The sequence below is a fragment of the Minwuia sp. genome, assembly GCF_048263705.1.
In the GTDB taxonomy this organism is placed as follows: domain Bacteria; phylum Pseudomonadota; class Alphaproteobacteria; order Minwuiales; family Minwuiaceae; genus Minwuia.
Map to the genome: position 1 here is coordinate 197,466 of NZ_JBLXDV010000007.1, position 12,622 is coordinate 210,087.

Consider the following 12,622-nt stretch of genomic DNA (forward strand, 5'->3'; position numbering starts at 1 on the left):
CGCGTACATTTCAGCCCCCTGTCATGGGCGGGAAGAAGGCCACTTCATCGGCATCGCACACGGGGTCGCCCGGTGCGGCGGTCTCCTGATTGACGGCCGCGCGGATCCGGTCCGGATCGGCGAAGGCGCGATCGAACCCGTCGCCGCGGCCTCTCAGGTGCGTCATCAGGTCCGCGACCGTGGCCACGCCTGCAGGCAGCGCGTAGTCCTCCTCATGCACACCGGTCCGCTCGCGCACCCAGGCGAAATAGAGCAGTTTCACGACAGCGCCTCCCGGAAGGAAATGAACCCCAGCCTATCGCCCTGCCGGATCGCGGTCACCTGTTCGGGCACCTCGATCAGTCCATCGCTTTCGGTCAGCGAATGGATGATGCCCGAACCCTGTCTGGGGTAGCGTTCCGCGACCAGGGCACCGTCGCGTTCGTGCAGGGTACCGCGCAGCCATTCCAGGCGGTCGGGCTTCGACTTCATGTCGAACCCGGAGATCACCGGCCAGCGCCTGAGCGGCACGGGCACAGCCCCCTCCAGCCGGTCGATCAGCGGCCGGACGAACATCAGGAAGCAGGCCATCACCGCCACCGGATTGCCCGGCAGCCCGACGAAGGCCGTCCCTCTCACATGCCCGAAGGCGAGCGGGCGGCCCGGTTTGACGGCCAGCCGCCACAGGTGCACCGCACCCAGATGCTGGACCGCCGCCCGCACGTGGTCGGCGTCACCCGTCGAGGCTCCGCCGGAGGTGATGACCAGGTCGGCCTCGGACGCGTCTTCCAGCGCGGCGATCGTCGCGGACAGGTCATCGGCGACGATGCCGTGGTGTGACGCATCGATGCCGATCCGCCGCAACAGACCGAGCAGCAGCGGCGCGTTGGCGTCATAGACCTGACCCGGATTCAGCCCGCCCCCCACCGGCGCGATCTCGTCGCCGGTCGACAGCACGGCGACACGCGGCCGGTGATGGACCAGAACACGGTCCAGCCCGCCGGCCGCGGCCAGCGCCAGTTCCGCCGGCCCCATCCGCGTTCCGGCGCCCAGCAGCGCCTTGCCCGATTCGATGTCCTCGCCCTTGCGGCGGCGGTTGGCACCGGGCTGCAGGCCCGGCGGAATGGTCAGCCGGTCACCCGTCACCGCAACGTCTTCCTGCATGACGACGGTATCCGCGCCCCTTGGCATGGGTGCGCCGGTGAAGATGCGCGCCGCGTCACCGGGCTGCAGTTCCGCCGCTTCCGGATGACCGGCGGCGACGCGGCCCCGGACCGTGAGGACAGTTTCACCGTCCGTGCGCAGATCGGCGCCCAGCAGCGCGTACCCGTCGACGGCGGCATTGTCGTGCGGTGGCGAGGACGACCGCGCCCGCACGTCACTCGACAGCACGAACCCCTGCGCTTCGGACAGTCCCAGCGACTCGATGCTGGTGACGGCAGGCGTCCGCTCGACAATGATCGCCAGCGCCTCGTCCGCCCGCATCAGCGGGCCGCCGAACGCGAAGCAGTCATCGGTGATCTGGCTCATGCCGCCCTCGCGAAATCCGACGCGAAATCGGCGATCGCATCCACGTCGTCCAGCGGGATCAGGGGCCGCCCTCCGGTGTCGGGAGCAGCGTCCGAGGCCACCGCAACGATCGCCGCGTCGTCGGGAAACAAAAAAGGCTTGCCGTTCGCCGCGCGATGGATCTCGATCTTCGCGTGCTCCTCACGCTTGAAGCCCTCGACCAGCACCAGATCGACCGGTGACATCCTTGAGAGCAGGTCGTCCAGCGACGGTTCGGGTGCGCCGTGCAGTTCATGCATCAGGGCGAACCGGTTGGCGGACGCCACCATGACCTCGGTCGCGCCCGCTTCGCGATGGCGATGGGAATCCTTGCCCGGCGTATCGACATCGAAGCGATGATGCGCGTGCTTGACGGTCGAGACGCGCAGGCCCCGCGCGGTCAGCACCGGGATCAGCCGAACCATCAGCGTGGTCTTGCCGGCACCGCTCCAGCCCGCGAGACCGAGCACTTTCACGGCGCATCCTCCCGGAAATGCGGCATGGCAGTGGACAGGTAAACCCACCCCGTCTGCACCGCCAGCACCGCCGACACCCAGAGCAGCACCAACCCCGGCACCACCGCCGCGTCGAGCGGCACCAGCAGGATGGTCAGCGCGGTCATCTGCGCCGTCGTCTTCCACTTCGCCAGATTGGACACCGGCATCTCGACATTCCGGAACGCCAGGAACTCCCGCAGACCCGAAATGAACATCTCGCGGCACAGGATGGCGATGGCGGGAATGACATGAACGCCTGAAATATCGCCGGTCACCGCCAGCATCAGGATCACCGCCACCACCAGCAGCTTGTCGGCGATCGGGTCCATGAACTGGCCCAGCTTCGAGCGCGCGTTCCAGGCCCGCGCCAGCTTGCCGTCGAACCAGTCGGTGGCTGACGCGAGCACGAACAGGACCAGCGGCAGCCAGTCCGACAGCGGCGGATCGAGATAGAAGGCCAGGATCAGCACGGGGATCACGACGATTCGTGCGGCGGTCAGCAGATTGGGAACCTGCCGCCTGAGACCTGTCGCTTTGTATTTCGCGTTCATGCCGTCCTTCGTAGCGAATTCGCTGCGCCCACGGAAGGCTTCAAACCCCGTTCCGGCGGCCCGGCGAACGATCCAGCAGCGCCCCCATGGCCATCAGTGCCGTGATGTAGGATCCCACGCCCAGCCCGGCGATCATCCCGGTCGCGGCGGCGGCGGTCGCCGAGCGTTTGCCGCGCTGTTCGATATTGGTGATGTGAACCTCGATGAAGGGCGCGTCCATGACCTTCAGGCGGGCTTCCAGCGACCGCCCGGCGTACAGAAATCCGGCCGGGTTCATGATCAGGCCCCGGGCCTCGCCCGCATCGATCCGGTCGATCAGGGCGATCGCCTCGGCCTCGCGGCTGACGTAGTGGATATCCAGGCTCAGCCCGTAGCGAGGTGCCGCGTCCTGCAGCATGGCGTCCAGTTCAGCCGCCGTCGTCCGTCCGTAGAATGCCGGCTGCCGATGCCCCAGCGCGACCATGTTGGCCCCCTGAATGAGGCAGACCCGGGCCGCAGCGCCGTCCGTCATGCCGTCAGTTCGCACAGCAGGCGGAAGATCTCCGGTGGCTCGGCCGTCATTTCCCCCGGCGTCAGCGCGCGGGCAACGCGTTCAGCATCCTCGATCCGCAGCGTCTCCACGCACAGGCACGCATCGATCTGGGCATCGCGCCCGCGGATGTCCTGTTCCACGCTGCCGGTCCCGTCGCCCTCCGCGGCCCGCTGCCAGACCGCGATGCGGGCAATGCCGTCATCCGCGCCCAGTGCGCGCGCCTGTGCGACAAGCCGATCCGCCACTGCGCCCTTGCAGGTCACCGCCCAGGCACCGCTCATGCGGCCCGACTGCCAGACGGTCCTGCACACGGTGCGGTTCATCTCGGTGAAGGCCGTCGCCATGATCTGCCGGGTCTGCTCGGTCGGTGCATTGACGCGCGCCAGATAGGCCTCCGAAAACAGGACATCGGGGCTGTCGACCTCATAACAGGTGAAGAACCGCGTCCTGGAGTCCGCCGCGCCGTAACGGCGACCGCGCAGAAACCCGGGCACGGCCAGCCGTTCAGCCAGATGTTCGGTCTGATACCAGTGTTCGAAAGCGGCCAGCCGGCTCTCCCGGCACGCGTGCCAGATGGCCAGAACGCCGGGCCGTGGATCATTCGCATCGTCCATACCCGCCAGCCTGTCGCCGACGGGACGGGAAGTCACCCGTTTTCGGTCGAATCCGGTTTCTGGAACAGGTGATCGCCCCACTCGTCGATCAGCTTCTCCCGCTCGGCCTCGGCCTTGTGCAGCAGACGCTGGCTGGCGATATCGACCCAGGTCCGGGCGATGAAGGGCGCGATCCACAACAGCGAGATGCCCATCGCCGCCGCCGCGAGATTCATCCCCTGGAATTCGGTGTGGAACAGCAGCATGAACGCGGTCTCGAAATTATTGCCCCGGGTCCAGAGGTAGTAGAGCGCCGGCAGGGTTCCCGCGAAGTTCATGCCCGCCACCGTCGCGATGGCACCGGGCAGATGAAAAGGCCGGAAACAGGCGGTCAGCCAGGTCGGTGCCATGTAGACCGCGACCACGGCAAAGGTCGACGGTGCAATCGGCATCAGCAGCAGCAGCGCCGCAAACAGCAGCATGCCCGTGCGCGATCCGTCACCCCCGGATGATTTGGGGGGATCGGTTTCGGTTTCCTCGGTGGCGGTCAGATCGGTCACAGCATCTCAACCATGGAAAAATAGAAGACGGTCAGGAACGACACGGACATGCTGAACAGGCGCGCATAGCGGTATCCGCGCTTCTGCGCCAGAATCGCCTGCGCCGGTCCGTTCGACGAGGCGATGCGGATGAGCTGGTCGATCGCGCCGAGCCGGTGACGGGCCTGTTTCAGCTCCTTCTCGTCCTGACGCAGGGTTTCCTTCATGCTCAGATCGCGGCTGAAGGCGGTCATGTCGCCGGCAGACGACAGTGTCTCGATCTTCTTGCTGACCACCATGCGGCGCACGCGGCTGCGGATGGCGTCGGCGGCGGGGGTCAGCGCCGTCCCCATGGCCTTCGACAGACTGGGCACGCTGAGCTGGTAGTAGTTGCGCTGCAGATAGGCCAGCAGGTCGCCGATGGCGATCAGTTCCTCGATCCGGGTGGCGTGCTGGGCCCCCAGCGCCCGGATGGTGGTCTCGGCGTTCTTGTCCTTGGCCATGATGAAGGCCGCGGCATGCCGCCCGATGCGCAGGGCCGCGTCGGCATCCTTTTCCGCGATCCGGTCCAGCGCCAGCATCAGTTCGCCGGTGTTGCGGGCCAACGCATCGCGGACGTTCTCTTCCAGGCAGGCCGTGCGGGGCAGCATCTCATAAAGGACGCGTTCCAGACCGAAACCCGGCTTGGACCGTTCGACCATGATCGACTTGATGGTCGTGGTGACGAAATTGGGCAGTGCCGCGCGGACCACCCGGCTGCCCGTGGCCTGCCATTCGCCCAGCAGCGTCGACGACAGCAACTGTTCCAGGCTGGCGAGCTGTGCCTCATCGTTCCGGATGAATGCCGTCCACAGCGCGCCGGCGATGCCGGTCGGCGGCACAACGAGATCCCGGTAGCGCAACGGCCCGCCCGGATCCAGCGCGAAGCAGATCCGTGTGATCAGTTCCGCCGCCTCCAGTTCCGGATCGCGGTCGGACGCCTTCATCCCCGAGCAGGCGTTGTCGATGATATCCGCCGCCTGATTGTCTTCCAGAACGTTGCGGACCCACTTTCCGACACGCCCGGCGCTGATCGTCTGCCGCGCCTCTTCCTGATGGCCGAAGAAGGCCCAGGCCAGCAGCTCGGGACAGTAGTAGTCGCGGTTCATGAACAGGAACGGCCGGGAGGCCCGCCGCCCGCCCGCAGTCGGACGCGCCGTATCCCAGTGTCCGCCCGCCCAGCCCCGCAGGTTCTCGATGGACCAGCGCCGATGCGCCTCGTCGGCAAAGACACCCGAGAACAGCGCCTGCAGGGCCGAGGTGTATTTCCGGCGCTGCAGCAGTGCCACATAGGACCCGCGCATTACGCGGCTGGCCAGAAGCTCCTCCGGCGACAGGTTGCCGGCCGGCAGCTTGCCGCTGACCAGATGCAGCGCCGCCACACCCAGTGCATAGAAGTCGTCCGCCGCGGTCCCCTCGCCCCTGCCGCCGGCGCTGGCGAACGCGGACAGGACCGGTTCATAGGCGGCGGGCTGCGTCTCGCCCGGCAGGTGCAGAACGAACTGGTCCAGAATCACCTGGCCGTCCGGCGTGATCAGGATGTTCTCGGGGCGGATGCCGCGATGACACAGGCCATGCGGATTCATGTCCGACAGGGCATTGATCAGATCGGGCAGCACCTTCTGGGTCAGATCCCGCTCGGGTATCGCGTCCTTGCCATAGTATTCCAGGATCGGCCGCGCCCCCGCATTGTCGAAGACGATCGCGGTGAAGTGCCGGCCATCGTTCATGCGAACCGTGCCGGATGCGAGCGGCAGGCGCACGTGGCGCGGCTGCTTCGTCGCCAGCAGTTCCATCGCCGCGTGACGGATGTAGACCGTCGGTTCGCACAGCAGACAGAAATACTCGTCCGGATTTTCCATGTCGTCGGCCACGGCAAAGGCCTGCGCACCGGGCTTCGACAGATGACCGAGCGGACGCGCCGTGTCGATGGTGAAGCGGTCGCCCAGGCGAAGACCGTCCTTCTCCTCGATCAGGTGAATCGTCGGTTTCTGGTCTTGTCTGGCCAAACTCGCGGACCCTGTCTGCCGTTGCGGATTCGCGGCCATATTTGCCACCGTCATGCTGAAAGAACCGTTAAGGGAAACGGGCGATCGCTCTATTGACCCGAAGTCATTTCGCCGCCACTAATTGCCGTTAACGTCATGCAGAAAAATTCACGGGAGGGACGAATGACAACACAGCACCTGTACGCGATGCCGGTCGAGCAGACCGGATGGGAGTTCGACGGCGCGACCGAGATCAATTTCACCTGGGAATATGATGACGAACGCGCGGCCCTGCTGGCCCTGTACGACAAGGGCAAGAAACAGCAGTGGGACGCCGCCGAGCGCATCAACTGGAATCAGGACGTCGACTGGGCCAACCCGATGTCGCTGCCGGACGAGGGCATCCCGATCTTCGGTACCGACACCTGGAACAAGATGAACGAGGACAACCGCGCCGAGCTGCGCCGTCACCTGCAGGGAGCCACGCTGAGCCAGTTCCTGCACGGCGAGCAGGGCGCGCTGATCGCGACCTCGAAGATCGTCGCCACGGTGCCGGATGCGGATTCCAAGTTCTACGCCGCGACGCAGGTGATGGACGAGGCCCGTCACGTCGAGGCCTTCTCGCGGCTGCTGCACGAGAAGGTGCAACTGGCCTATCCGATCACGCCCGGCCTGAAGTCCCTGCTGGAGCAGGGCCTGTCGGACCGCCGCTGGGACATGACCTATCTGACCATGCAGATCCTGATCGAGGGTCTGGCGCTCGCCGCCTTCCAGCGCCAGCGCGATCATTCGGGCAACGATCTGGTGCAGGCGGTCAACGCCTACGTCATGCAGGACGAGGCCCGTCACGTCGCCTTCGGCCGCCTGGCCCTGCGCGACTACTACCCCGAGCTGACCGAGTCCGAACGCGACGAACGCGAGGAGTTCGTGGTCGAGGCCTGCTATCACATGCGCGACCGCTTCAACCAGATCGAGGTCTGGGAGAACCTGGGCTTCAGCCGCGAACAGCTGGTCGAGGCTGTCGAGAACAGCGAGCAGATGAACCAGTTCCGCCAGCGCCTGTTCACCCGCATCGTGCCGACGGTGAAGGACATCGGCCTGTGGGGCAATCGCGTGCGCAAGGCCTATGCGGACATGAACGTCATCCAGTTCTCGGAAATCGACGCCGAGGCCCTGCTGGACGCCGACAACAAGGTCGCCGAGGAATTCGACGCCCAGCAGTTCGTCAGCGACGGCCTCACCGACCAGCCGGCCGCCGCGGAATAGTCGCACACACTTTATCAAGATGGTCGACGGGGCGGCCATCGGCGTGGCCGCCCGTTCTTGTTGACGCACACCGGTGGTCGGCTTGCGCGACGTCCATTCGCCCTTCATAGTTCCGGCATTCACATTTGCCACGGGAGGGCATCATGTCTGGATCGACACTTCGCCGCGTGCTGGGCGCGGCGGCCATCACCGCCGGTGCGCTGGGATTTGCGGCGCAGGCGAGCGCAGAGACCACGCTGGTCGGTGCGAGTTGCTTCCCGCAAGGGTCGTTCTTCTCCAAGCGTTTCGAGGCCTTCGTCGAGCAGGTCAACGCCAAGGGCAAGGGCGTCGTCCAGATCGACTACAAGGGCGGTGCACCGGCCATCGGCAGCCCTTTCACGCTGGTGCAGAAACAGGCGCAGGGCGTCTATGACATCGTCAGCTGTACGGGTGCCTACTATCAGAACGTGGTGCCCGAGGCCGATGCCTGGAAACTGCTGGAGGCTTCGCCGGACGAGGCCCGCGCCAACGGCGGATGGGACCTGATGGAGGCCATTCACCGCAACAAGAACCTGGTGCCGATCTCGCGATTCCACTACGGCACGCCGTTTCACCTGTATCTCGCCGAAGGCAAGAAGATCGACAAGCCCGATCTGACGGGACTGCACCTGCGCGTGGCGCCGATCTACACCAACTTCTTCAAGGCGCTGGGCGCGACCACACAGAACTCGAACCTGGCCCAGATCTATCCGCTGATGGAGAACGGGACCGTGGCGGGCTATGGCTGGCCGATCACGGGCCTGCGTCCCGGCTGGGAGAAGGTCACCAAATATCGCGTCGATCCCGGTTTCTATGACGCCGACATCAACCTGCTGGTCAACGCGCGGAGCTGGGACAGCCTGGACGCGAAAGCCGTCGGCCTGATCACCGATCTCGCCATGGAGGCCGAGCAGGCCGGGATCGAGGCCGACAAGGCCGCGGTGAAGGCCTCGACCGAGAAGCAGGCCGGTGAATTCGAGATCATCACCTTTTCCGCCGCCGATACCGAGAAATGGTCCAGCACCGCACGCGACGCGGGCTGGGAAGGCGTGATCGCCAACAGCCCCGAGAACGGACCCAAACTGCGCAACCTGTTCGCGAAGGAATAGGTCGTCGACACCCGGAGACCGCCCTGTCCATGACCCCGTTTGAAAAACTCGACAGGGCGGCGGGGCGGTTCTATGCGCTGATCGGGGCGCTGGTGGGCATCACCATCGGCGGCTTCGCGCTGGCGATCTCGATCGATCTGGGCCTCCGCCTGCTGGCATGGGGCAACATCCCCGGCCTGCAGGAGGTGATCCAGTATCTGCTGTTCGCCAGCGTGTTCCTCGCCGCGCCGTGGGTGCTGCGGCTGAACGCCCATGTCCGCGTCGACCTGATCGTCGGCAACGTCCCGCCGGCGGTGGGACGCGTGATGGAACGCGCGCTCGACCTTCTGGGGCTGGCGATCTGCCTGACCCTGCTCTGGTTCGGCTGGGCCAACCTGACCAGTGCCTGGATGTTCCAGTCGATGCAGCACAATTACTTCCAGATGCCCGAATGGATATTGCTGTCGGGCTTCGTCGCCTGTTTCGTCATGCTGGCGGTCGAGTTCCTGTTCCGCCTGCTCCGGTCGGGTGCGCCGCCGGAGGGGACCGCCAGCACCGGCGGCGGTTTCTGACATGGAATGGTACTGGGCGCTCGGCCTGATGCTGGGCATTGTCATCGGGCTGATGTTCCTGGGCCTGCCCGTGGTCTTCGCCTTCTTCGCCGCCAACATCGTCGGCGTCTTCATCTTCATGCGCGGGGAGATCGGCCTGTCGATCATGCCGATCGAATATGTCTTCTCCATCGCGAAATTCTCGCTGGTGCCGGTCGCCCTGTTCATCCTGATGGGCGAGATCCTGTTCCAGACCGGCGTCGCCTTCCGCGCCATCCGCGCCATCGACCGCATGATCGCCCGCGTGCCTGGCCGCCTGACGGTCGTGTCCATCGCGGGCGGCACCGTGTTCTCGTCGCTGTCGGGTTCGACCATTGCCAACACCGCGATCCTGGGCAGCGTGATGCTGCCCGACATGCTGAAGCGCGGTTATCAGCCGAAGCTGGCCATGGGACCGATCATGGCGGTCGGCGGCATCGCCATGCTGATCCCGCCGTCGGCGCTGGCGGTGCTGCTGGCCAGCCTGGCCGAGCATTCGATCAAGGACCTGCTGATCGCCGGCATCCTGCCCGGCGTCATGATGGCGCTGCTATTCGTGATCTACGTGATGGTGCGATGCCGGATCAATCCGTCGCTGGCACCTGTCGATGAGGACCTGCAGGTCGCGCGCGGCTGGGCACGCTGGGGGCCGTTCATCCGCGACGTGCTGCCCCTGTTCACGATCTTCGTCGTCGTGGTCGGGTCGATCTTCTTTCGCATCGCGGCGCCCGAGGAAGCGGCGGCGCTGGGGTGCGTCGCCGCCGTTCTGGTCTGCGCCTGCTACCGGGAACTGACCCTGGCCCGGCTGATGAAGGCCCTGACGGAGACCGCGAAGATCAACGTGATGATCCTGTTCATCATCGCGGGTTCCCTGACCTTCAGCCAGATCCTGCAGATCTCCGGCGCGACCAGCGGGCTGCTGGCCCTGGTCGGCGCGTTCGATCTGACGCCCGTCACCGCCATGGCGCTGATGATGCTGATCCTGCTGTTTCTGGGCGCCTTCATGGATCAGGTCAGCATGGCGCTGCTGACCCTGCCGTTCTTCCTGCCGATCGCCGAAAGCCTGGCGCTGGATCCGATCTGGCTGATGGTGATGATGCTGATCGCCATGGAGATCAGCCTGCTGACCCCGCCCTTCGGTCTGCTGCTCTACATCATGAAGGGCGTCGCGCCGCCGCATATCCGCCTGACGGAAATCTATGCCGCCGCCATGCCGTTCATCGCGCTGGAACTTCTGGTGCTGGCCTTTCTGGTGCTGTTCCCCGACATCGCCGTCTGGCTGCCTGCCCAGTTCCGCTGACACGTCTTGCGGGACCTTGGGGGTTTGTTAACGCAACCCGGGGTATCAAGGCACTCAGGACAGTCGGGGTTTGGCGGGAACGGAAGACAGATGACAGTTCAGTTGGTTCAGCAGAATGTGCTTCGGCATGTGGAGCGGCGTGCAGCGGCCCGGTTTCCGGTGAAGCTGCCGGTGATGGTGCATTTCAGCGGCACGAGCACCGCGCACATGACACGCAATTTCTCGACGGGCGGTCTGCTGATCCGGCCGACCGTCGACGGACCCGCCATCGGCGCGGTGGTCGCGATCGACATCGGGGTTCTGGCCTCGGGCGTCATGACGATCGTCGTCGGCCACCGCGATCAGGGGACCGCACTTCAGTTCATGGACCCCCATGAAGGCGAACGGGTCGCCCTGGCCCTGTCCGAACAGGTTCAGCGCGCGACCTGAGAGCGCAATTGCCGGGCCTTCCGCGACCCGCTACAAACAGACCATGAGCAAGGTTCTACAGCCTGCCGGGTGGCCCCGGCCGAAAGGTTACGCGAACGGTGTCGCCGCGCGCGGCACCATGGTTTTCGTGGCAGGCCAGATCGGCTGGACGCCCGAAGGCAACTTCGAATCCGACACTTTCGCCGATCAGGCGCGCCAGACCTTCCTGAACACGAAGGCGGTTCTGGACGAAGCCGGTGCCGCGCCCGAACACATGGTGCGCCAGACCTGGTACATCACCAGCAAGGCGGAATATCTGGATCAGGCGCGTGAAGTCGGTGCCGCCTACCGCGAGGTCTTCGGGCGCAGCTTCCCGGCGATGGCGGTCGTCGAGGTCACCGCGCTGATGGAAGACCGTGCCAAGATCGAAATCGAGACAACGGCCGTCGTGCCGGACAACGGAACGAGTCAGGAGGACACGCCATGAACGCGGACACCGCAGGTTCCAAACAGATACAGGCCAGCTTCAACTGGGAAGACCCGTTCGATCTGGACAGCCAGCTTTCCGAAGACGAACGCATGGTCCGCGACATGGCCCGTGCCTACGCCCGCGAAAAACTGCTGCCCCGCGTGATCGAAGCCTATCGCGAGGAAAAGACCGACCGCAACATCTTCAACGAGATGGGCGAACTGGGTCTGCTGGGTTCCACCATCGACGGCTATGGCTGCGCGGGCACCAACTACACGACCTACGGCCTGATCGCGCGCGAGGTCGAGGCGGTGGACTCCGGCTATCGCTCGATGATGTCGGTGCAGTCCTCGCTGGTGATGCATCCGATCCACGCCTTCGGCACCGAAACGCAGCGGGAGAAATATCTGCCCAAGCTGGCGACCGGTGAATGGGTCGGCTGTTTCGGCCTGACCGAGCCGGATCACGGCTCCGATCCGGGCGGCATGAAGACCCGCGCCAAGACCATCGACGGCGGCTACAGCCTCAGCGGGTCGAAGATGTGGATTTCCAACGCGCCCTTCGCCGATGTCTTCGTGGTCTGGGCGAAGACCGATGACGGCAAGATCCGCGGCTTCGTGCTGGAGAAGGGCATGAAGGGCCTCTCCGCGCCGAAGATCGAGGGCAAGCTGTCGCTGCGCGCCTCCACCACGGGCGAGATCGTCATGGACAATGTCGAGGTCTCGGAAGATCACCTGCTGCCCAACGTGGTCGGCCTCAAGGGCCCGTTCTCCTGCCTCAACAACGCCCGCTACGGCATCGCCTGGGGTGCGCTGGGTGCGGCGGAGTTCTGCTGGCACGCCGCGCGCGAATACACGCTGGACCGCAAGCAGTTCGACCGGCCGCTGGCCGCGAACCAGCTGGTGCAGCTCAAGCTTGCCAACATGCAGACGGAGATTTCCATCGGGCTGCAGGCCTGTCTGGCTGCGGGCCGCATGAAGGATGCCGGGATCTGCCCGCCGGAGACCATCTCCATCATCAAGCGCAATTCCTGCGGCAAGGCGCTGGAGATCGCCCGGGTCGCCCGCGACATGCACGGCGGCAACGGCATCCACGAGGAATATCACGTGATGCGCCACATGATTAACCTGGAAACCGTGAACACCTACGAAGGCACGCACGACGTGCACGGCCTGATCCTGGGCCGCGCCATCACCGGCATACAGGCGTTCTTCTAG

The 12,622-nt window shown here is 65.4% G+C and carries 15 protein-coding genes; 7 read left to right on the top strand and 8 right to left on the bottom strand.

All coding sequences use genetic code 11. From position 1 onward, the window contains the following. Positions 1–10: 10 nt before the first annotated feature. From moaD to ACN0X7_RS12235, 8 genes are read right to left on the bottom strand one after another with little or no spacing between them, the layout of a single operon-like run. Positions 11–262 (bottom strand): molybdopterin converting factor subunit 1, encoded by a 252-nt coding sequence (gene moaD, locus ACN0X7_RS12200; protein ID WP_417517584.1) that lies wholly within the window; start codon positions 260–262, stop codon positions 11–13. Further along, positions 259–1,509, bottom strand: coding sequence for a gephyrin-like molybdotransferase Glp (glp, locus tag ACN0X7_RS12205; RefSeq protein ID WP_417517586.1), 1,251 nt, complete (start codon positions 1,507–1,509; stop codon positions 259–261). The genes moaD and glp overlap by 4 nt, the downstream gene beginning before the upstream one ends. Further along, positions 1,506–2,003 carry a molybdopterin-guanine dinucleotide biosynthesis protein B gene (gene mobB, locus ACN0X7_RS12210; protein WP_417517588.1) on the bottom strand — a complete coding sequence of 166 codons (498 nt, stop codon included), beginning with the start codon at positions 2,001–2,003 and terminating at the stop codon, positions 1,506–1,508. Before mobB ends, glp begins: the two co-directional genes overlap by 4 nt. Continuing rightward, positions 2,000–2,575 (bottom strand): CDP-diacylglycerol--glycerol-3-phosphate 3-phosphatidyltransferase, encoded by a 576-nt coding sequence (gene pgsA, locus ACN0X7_RS12215; RefSeq protein WP_417517590.1) that lies wholly within the window; start codon positions 2,573–2,575, stop codon positions 2,000–2,002. Before pgsA ends, mobB begins: the two co-directional genes overlap by 4 nt. A 40-nt stretch (positions 2,576–2,615) precedes the next feature. Next, entirely contained in the window at positions 2,616–3,086 is a 471-nt protein-coding gene (locus tag ACN0X7_RS12220; protein ID WP_417517591.1) for a type II 3-dehydroquinate dehydratase, read from the bottom strand. Next, positions 3,083–3,721 carry a hypothetical protein gene (locus tag ACN0X7_RS12225; protein WP_417517593.1) on the bottom strand — a complete coding sequence of 213 codons (639 nt, stop codon included), beginning with the start codon at positions 3,719–3,721 and terminating at the stop codon, positions 3,083–3,085. Before ACN0X7_RS12225 ends, ACN0X7_RS12220 begins: the two co-directional genes overlap by 4 nt. Before the next feature lie 32 nt (positions 3,722–3,753). Continuing rightward, positions 3,754–4,260: a hypothetical protein gene (locus tag ACN0X7_RS12230; RefSeq protein WP_417517595.1), complete on the bottom strand. Its 507-nt coding sequence runs from the start codon at positions 4,258–4,260 to the stop codon at positions 3,754–3,756. Further along, complete coding sequence (locus tag ACN0X7_RS12235) at positions 4,257–6,287, bottom strand: hypothetical protein (protein ID WP_417517597.1); 2,031 nt, start codon at positions 6,285–6,287, stop codon at positions 4,257–4,259. The genes ACN0X7_RS12230 and ACN0X7_RS12235 overlap by 4 nt, the downstream gene beginning before the upstream one ends. 162 nt (positions 6,288–6,449) lie before the next feature. On the opposite strand from ACN0X7_RS12235, the gene ACN0X7_RS12240 reads away from it, so the two are divergent. From ACN0X7_RS12240 to ACN0X7_RS12270, 7 genes are all read left to right on the top strand, one after another. Continuing rightward, the gene (locus ACN0X7_RS12240; protein WP_417517599.1) at positions 6,450–7,532 is read left to right on the top strand and encodes a ferritin-like domain-containing protein; all 1,083 of its coding nucleotides are present in this window, start codon (positions 6,450–6,452) and stop codon (positions 7,530–7,532) included. 143 nt (positions 7,533–7,675) lie between these two features. Next, entirely contained in the window at positions 7,676–8,659 is a 984-nt protein-coding gene (gene dctP, locus ACN0X7_RS12245; protein WP_417517601.1) for a TRAP transporter substrate-binding protein DctP, read from the top strand. Positions 8,660–8,688: 29 nt separating this feature from the next. Beyond that, complete coding sequence (locus tag ACN0X7_RS12250) at positions 8,689–9,210, top strand: TRAP transporter small permease (protein WP_417517603.1); 522 nt, start codon at positions 8,689–8,691, stop codon at positions 9,208–9,210. 1 nt (position 9,211) lies between these two features. Next, positions 9,212–10,528, top strand: a complete 1,317-nt coding sequence (locus tag ACN0X7_RS12255) for a TRAP transporter large permease (RefSeq protein ID WP_417517605.1) — start codon at positions 9,212–9,214, stop codon at positions 10,526–10,528. A gap of 90 nt (positions 10,529–10,618) precedes the next feature. Beyond that, positions 10,619–10,957 carry a PilZ domain-containing protein gene (locus tag ACN0X7_RS12260; RefSeq protein WP_417517607.1) on the top strand — a complete coding sequence of 113 codons (339 nt, stop codon included), beginning with the start codon at positions 10,619–10,621 and terminating at the stop codon, positions 10,955–10,957. 43 nt (positions 10,958–11,000) lie between these two features. Beyond that, complete coding sequence (locus ACN0X7_RS12265) at positions 11,001–11,423, top strand: RidA family protein (protein ID WP_417517609.1); 423 nt, start codon at positions 11,001–11,003, stop codon at positions 11,421–11,423. Further along, on the top strand, positions 11,420–12,622 hold the full coding sequence (locus ACN0X7_RS12270) for an acyl-CoA dehydrogenase (RefSeq protein WP_417517611.1): 1,203 nt from the start codon (positions 11,420–11,422) through the stop codon (positions 12,620–12,622). Before ACN0X7_RS12265 ends, ACN0X7_RS12270 begins: the two co-directional genes overlap by 4 nt.

Coding starts and splice junctions, on each gene's coding strand:
- ACN0X7_RS12255 (WP_417517605.1), top strand. CDS start 9,212: ATGGAATGGTACTGGGCGCTCGGCCTGATGCTGGGCATTGTCATCGGG.
- ACN0X7_RS12225 (WP_417517593.1), bottom strand. CDS start 3,721: ATGGACGATGCGAATGATCCACGGCCCGGCGTTCTGGCCATCTGGCAC.
- pgsA (WP_417517590.1), bottom strand. CDS start 2,575: ATGAACGCGAAATACAAAGCGACAGGTCTCAGGCGGCAGGTTCCCAAT.
- ACN0X7_RS12220 (WP_417517591.1), bottom strand. CDS start 3,086: ATGACGGACGGCGCTGCGGCCCGGGTCTGCCTCATTCAGGGGGCCAAC.
- ACN0X7_RS12270 (WP_417517611.1), top strand. CDS start 11,420: ATGAACGCGGACACCGCAGGTTCCAAACAGATACAGGCCAGCTTCAAC.
- ACN0X7_RS12260 (WP_417517607.1), top strand. CDS start 10,619: ATGACAGTTCAGTTGGTTCAGCAGAATGTGCTTCGGCATGTGGAGCGG.
- ACN0X7_RS12265 (WP_417517609.1), top strand. CDS start 11,001: ATGAGCAAGGTTCTACAGCCTGCCGGGTGGCCCCGGCCGAAAGGTTAC.
- ACN0X7_RS12240 (WP_417517599.1), top strand. CDS start 6,450: ATGACAACACAGCACCTGTACGCGATGCCGGTCGAGCAGACCGGATGG.
- glp (WP_417517586.1), bottom strand. CDS start 1,509: ATGAGCCAGATCACCGATGACTGCTTCGCGTTCGGCGGCCCGCTGATG.
- ACN0X7_RS12250 (WP_417517603.1), top strand. CDS start 8,689: ATGACCCCGTTTGAAAAACTCGACAGGGCGGCGGGGCGGTTCTATGCG.
- dctP (WP_417517601.1), top strand. CDS start 7,676: ATGTCTGGATCGACACTTCGCCGCGTGCTGGGCGCGGCGGCCATCACC.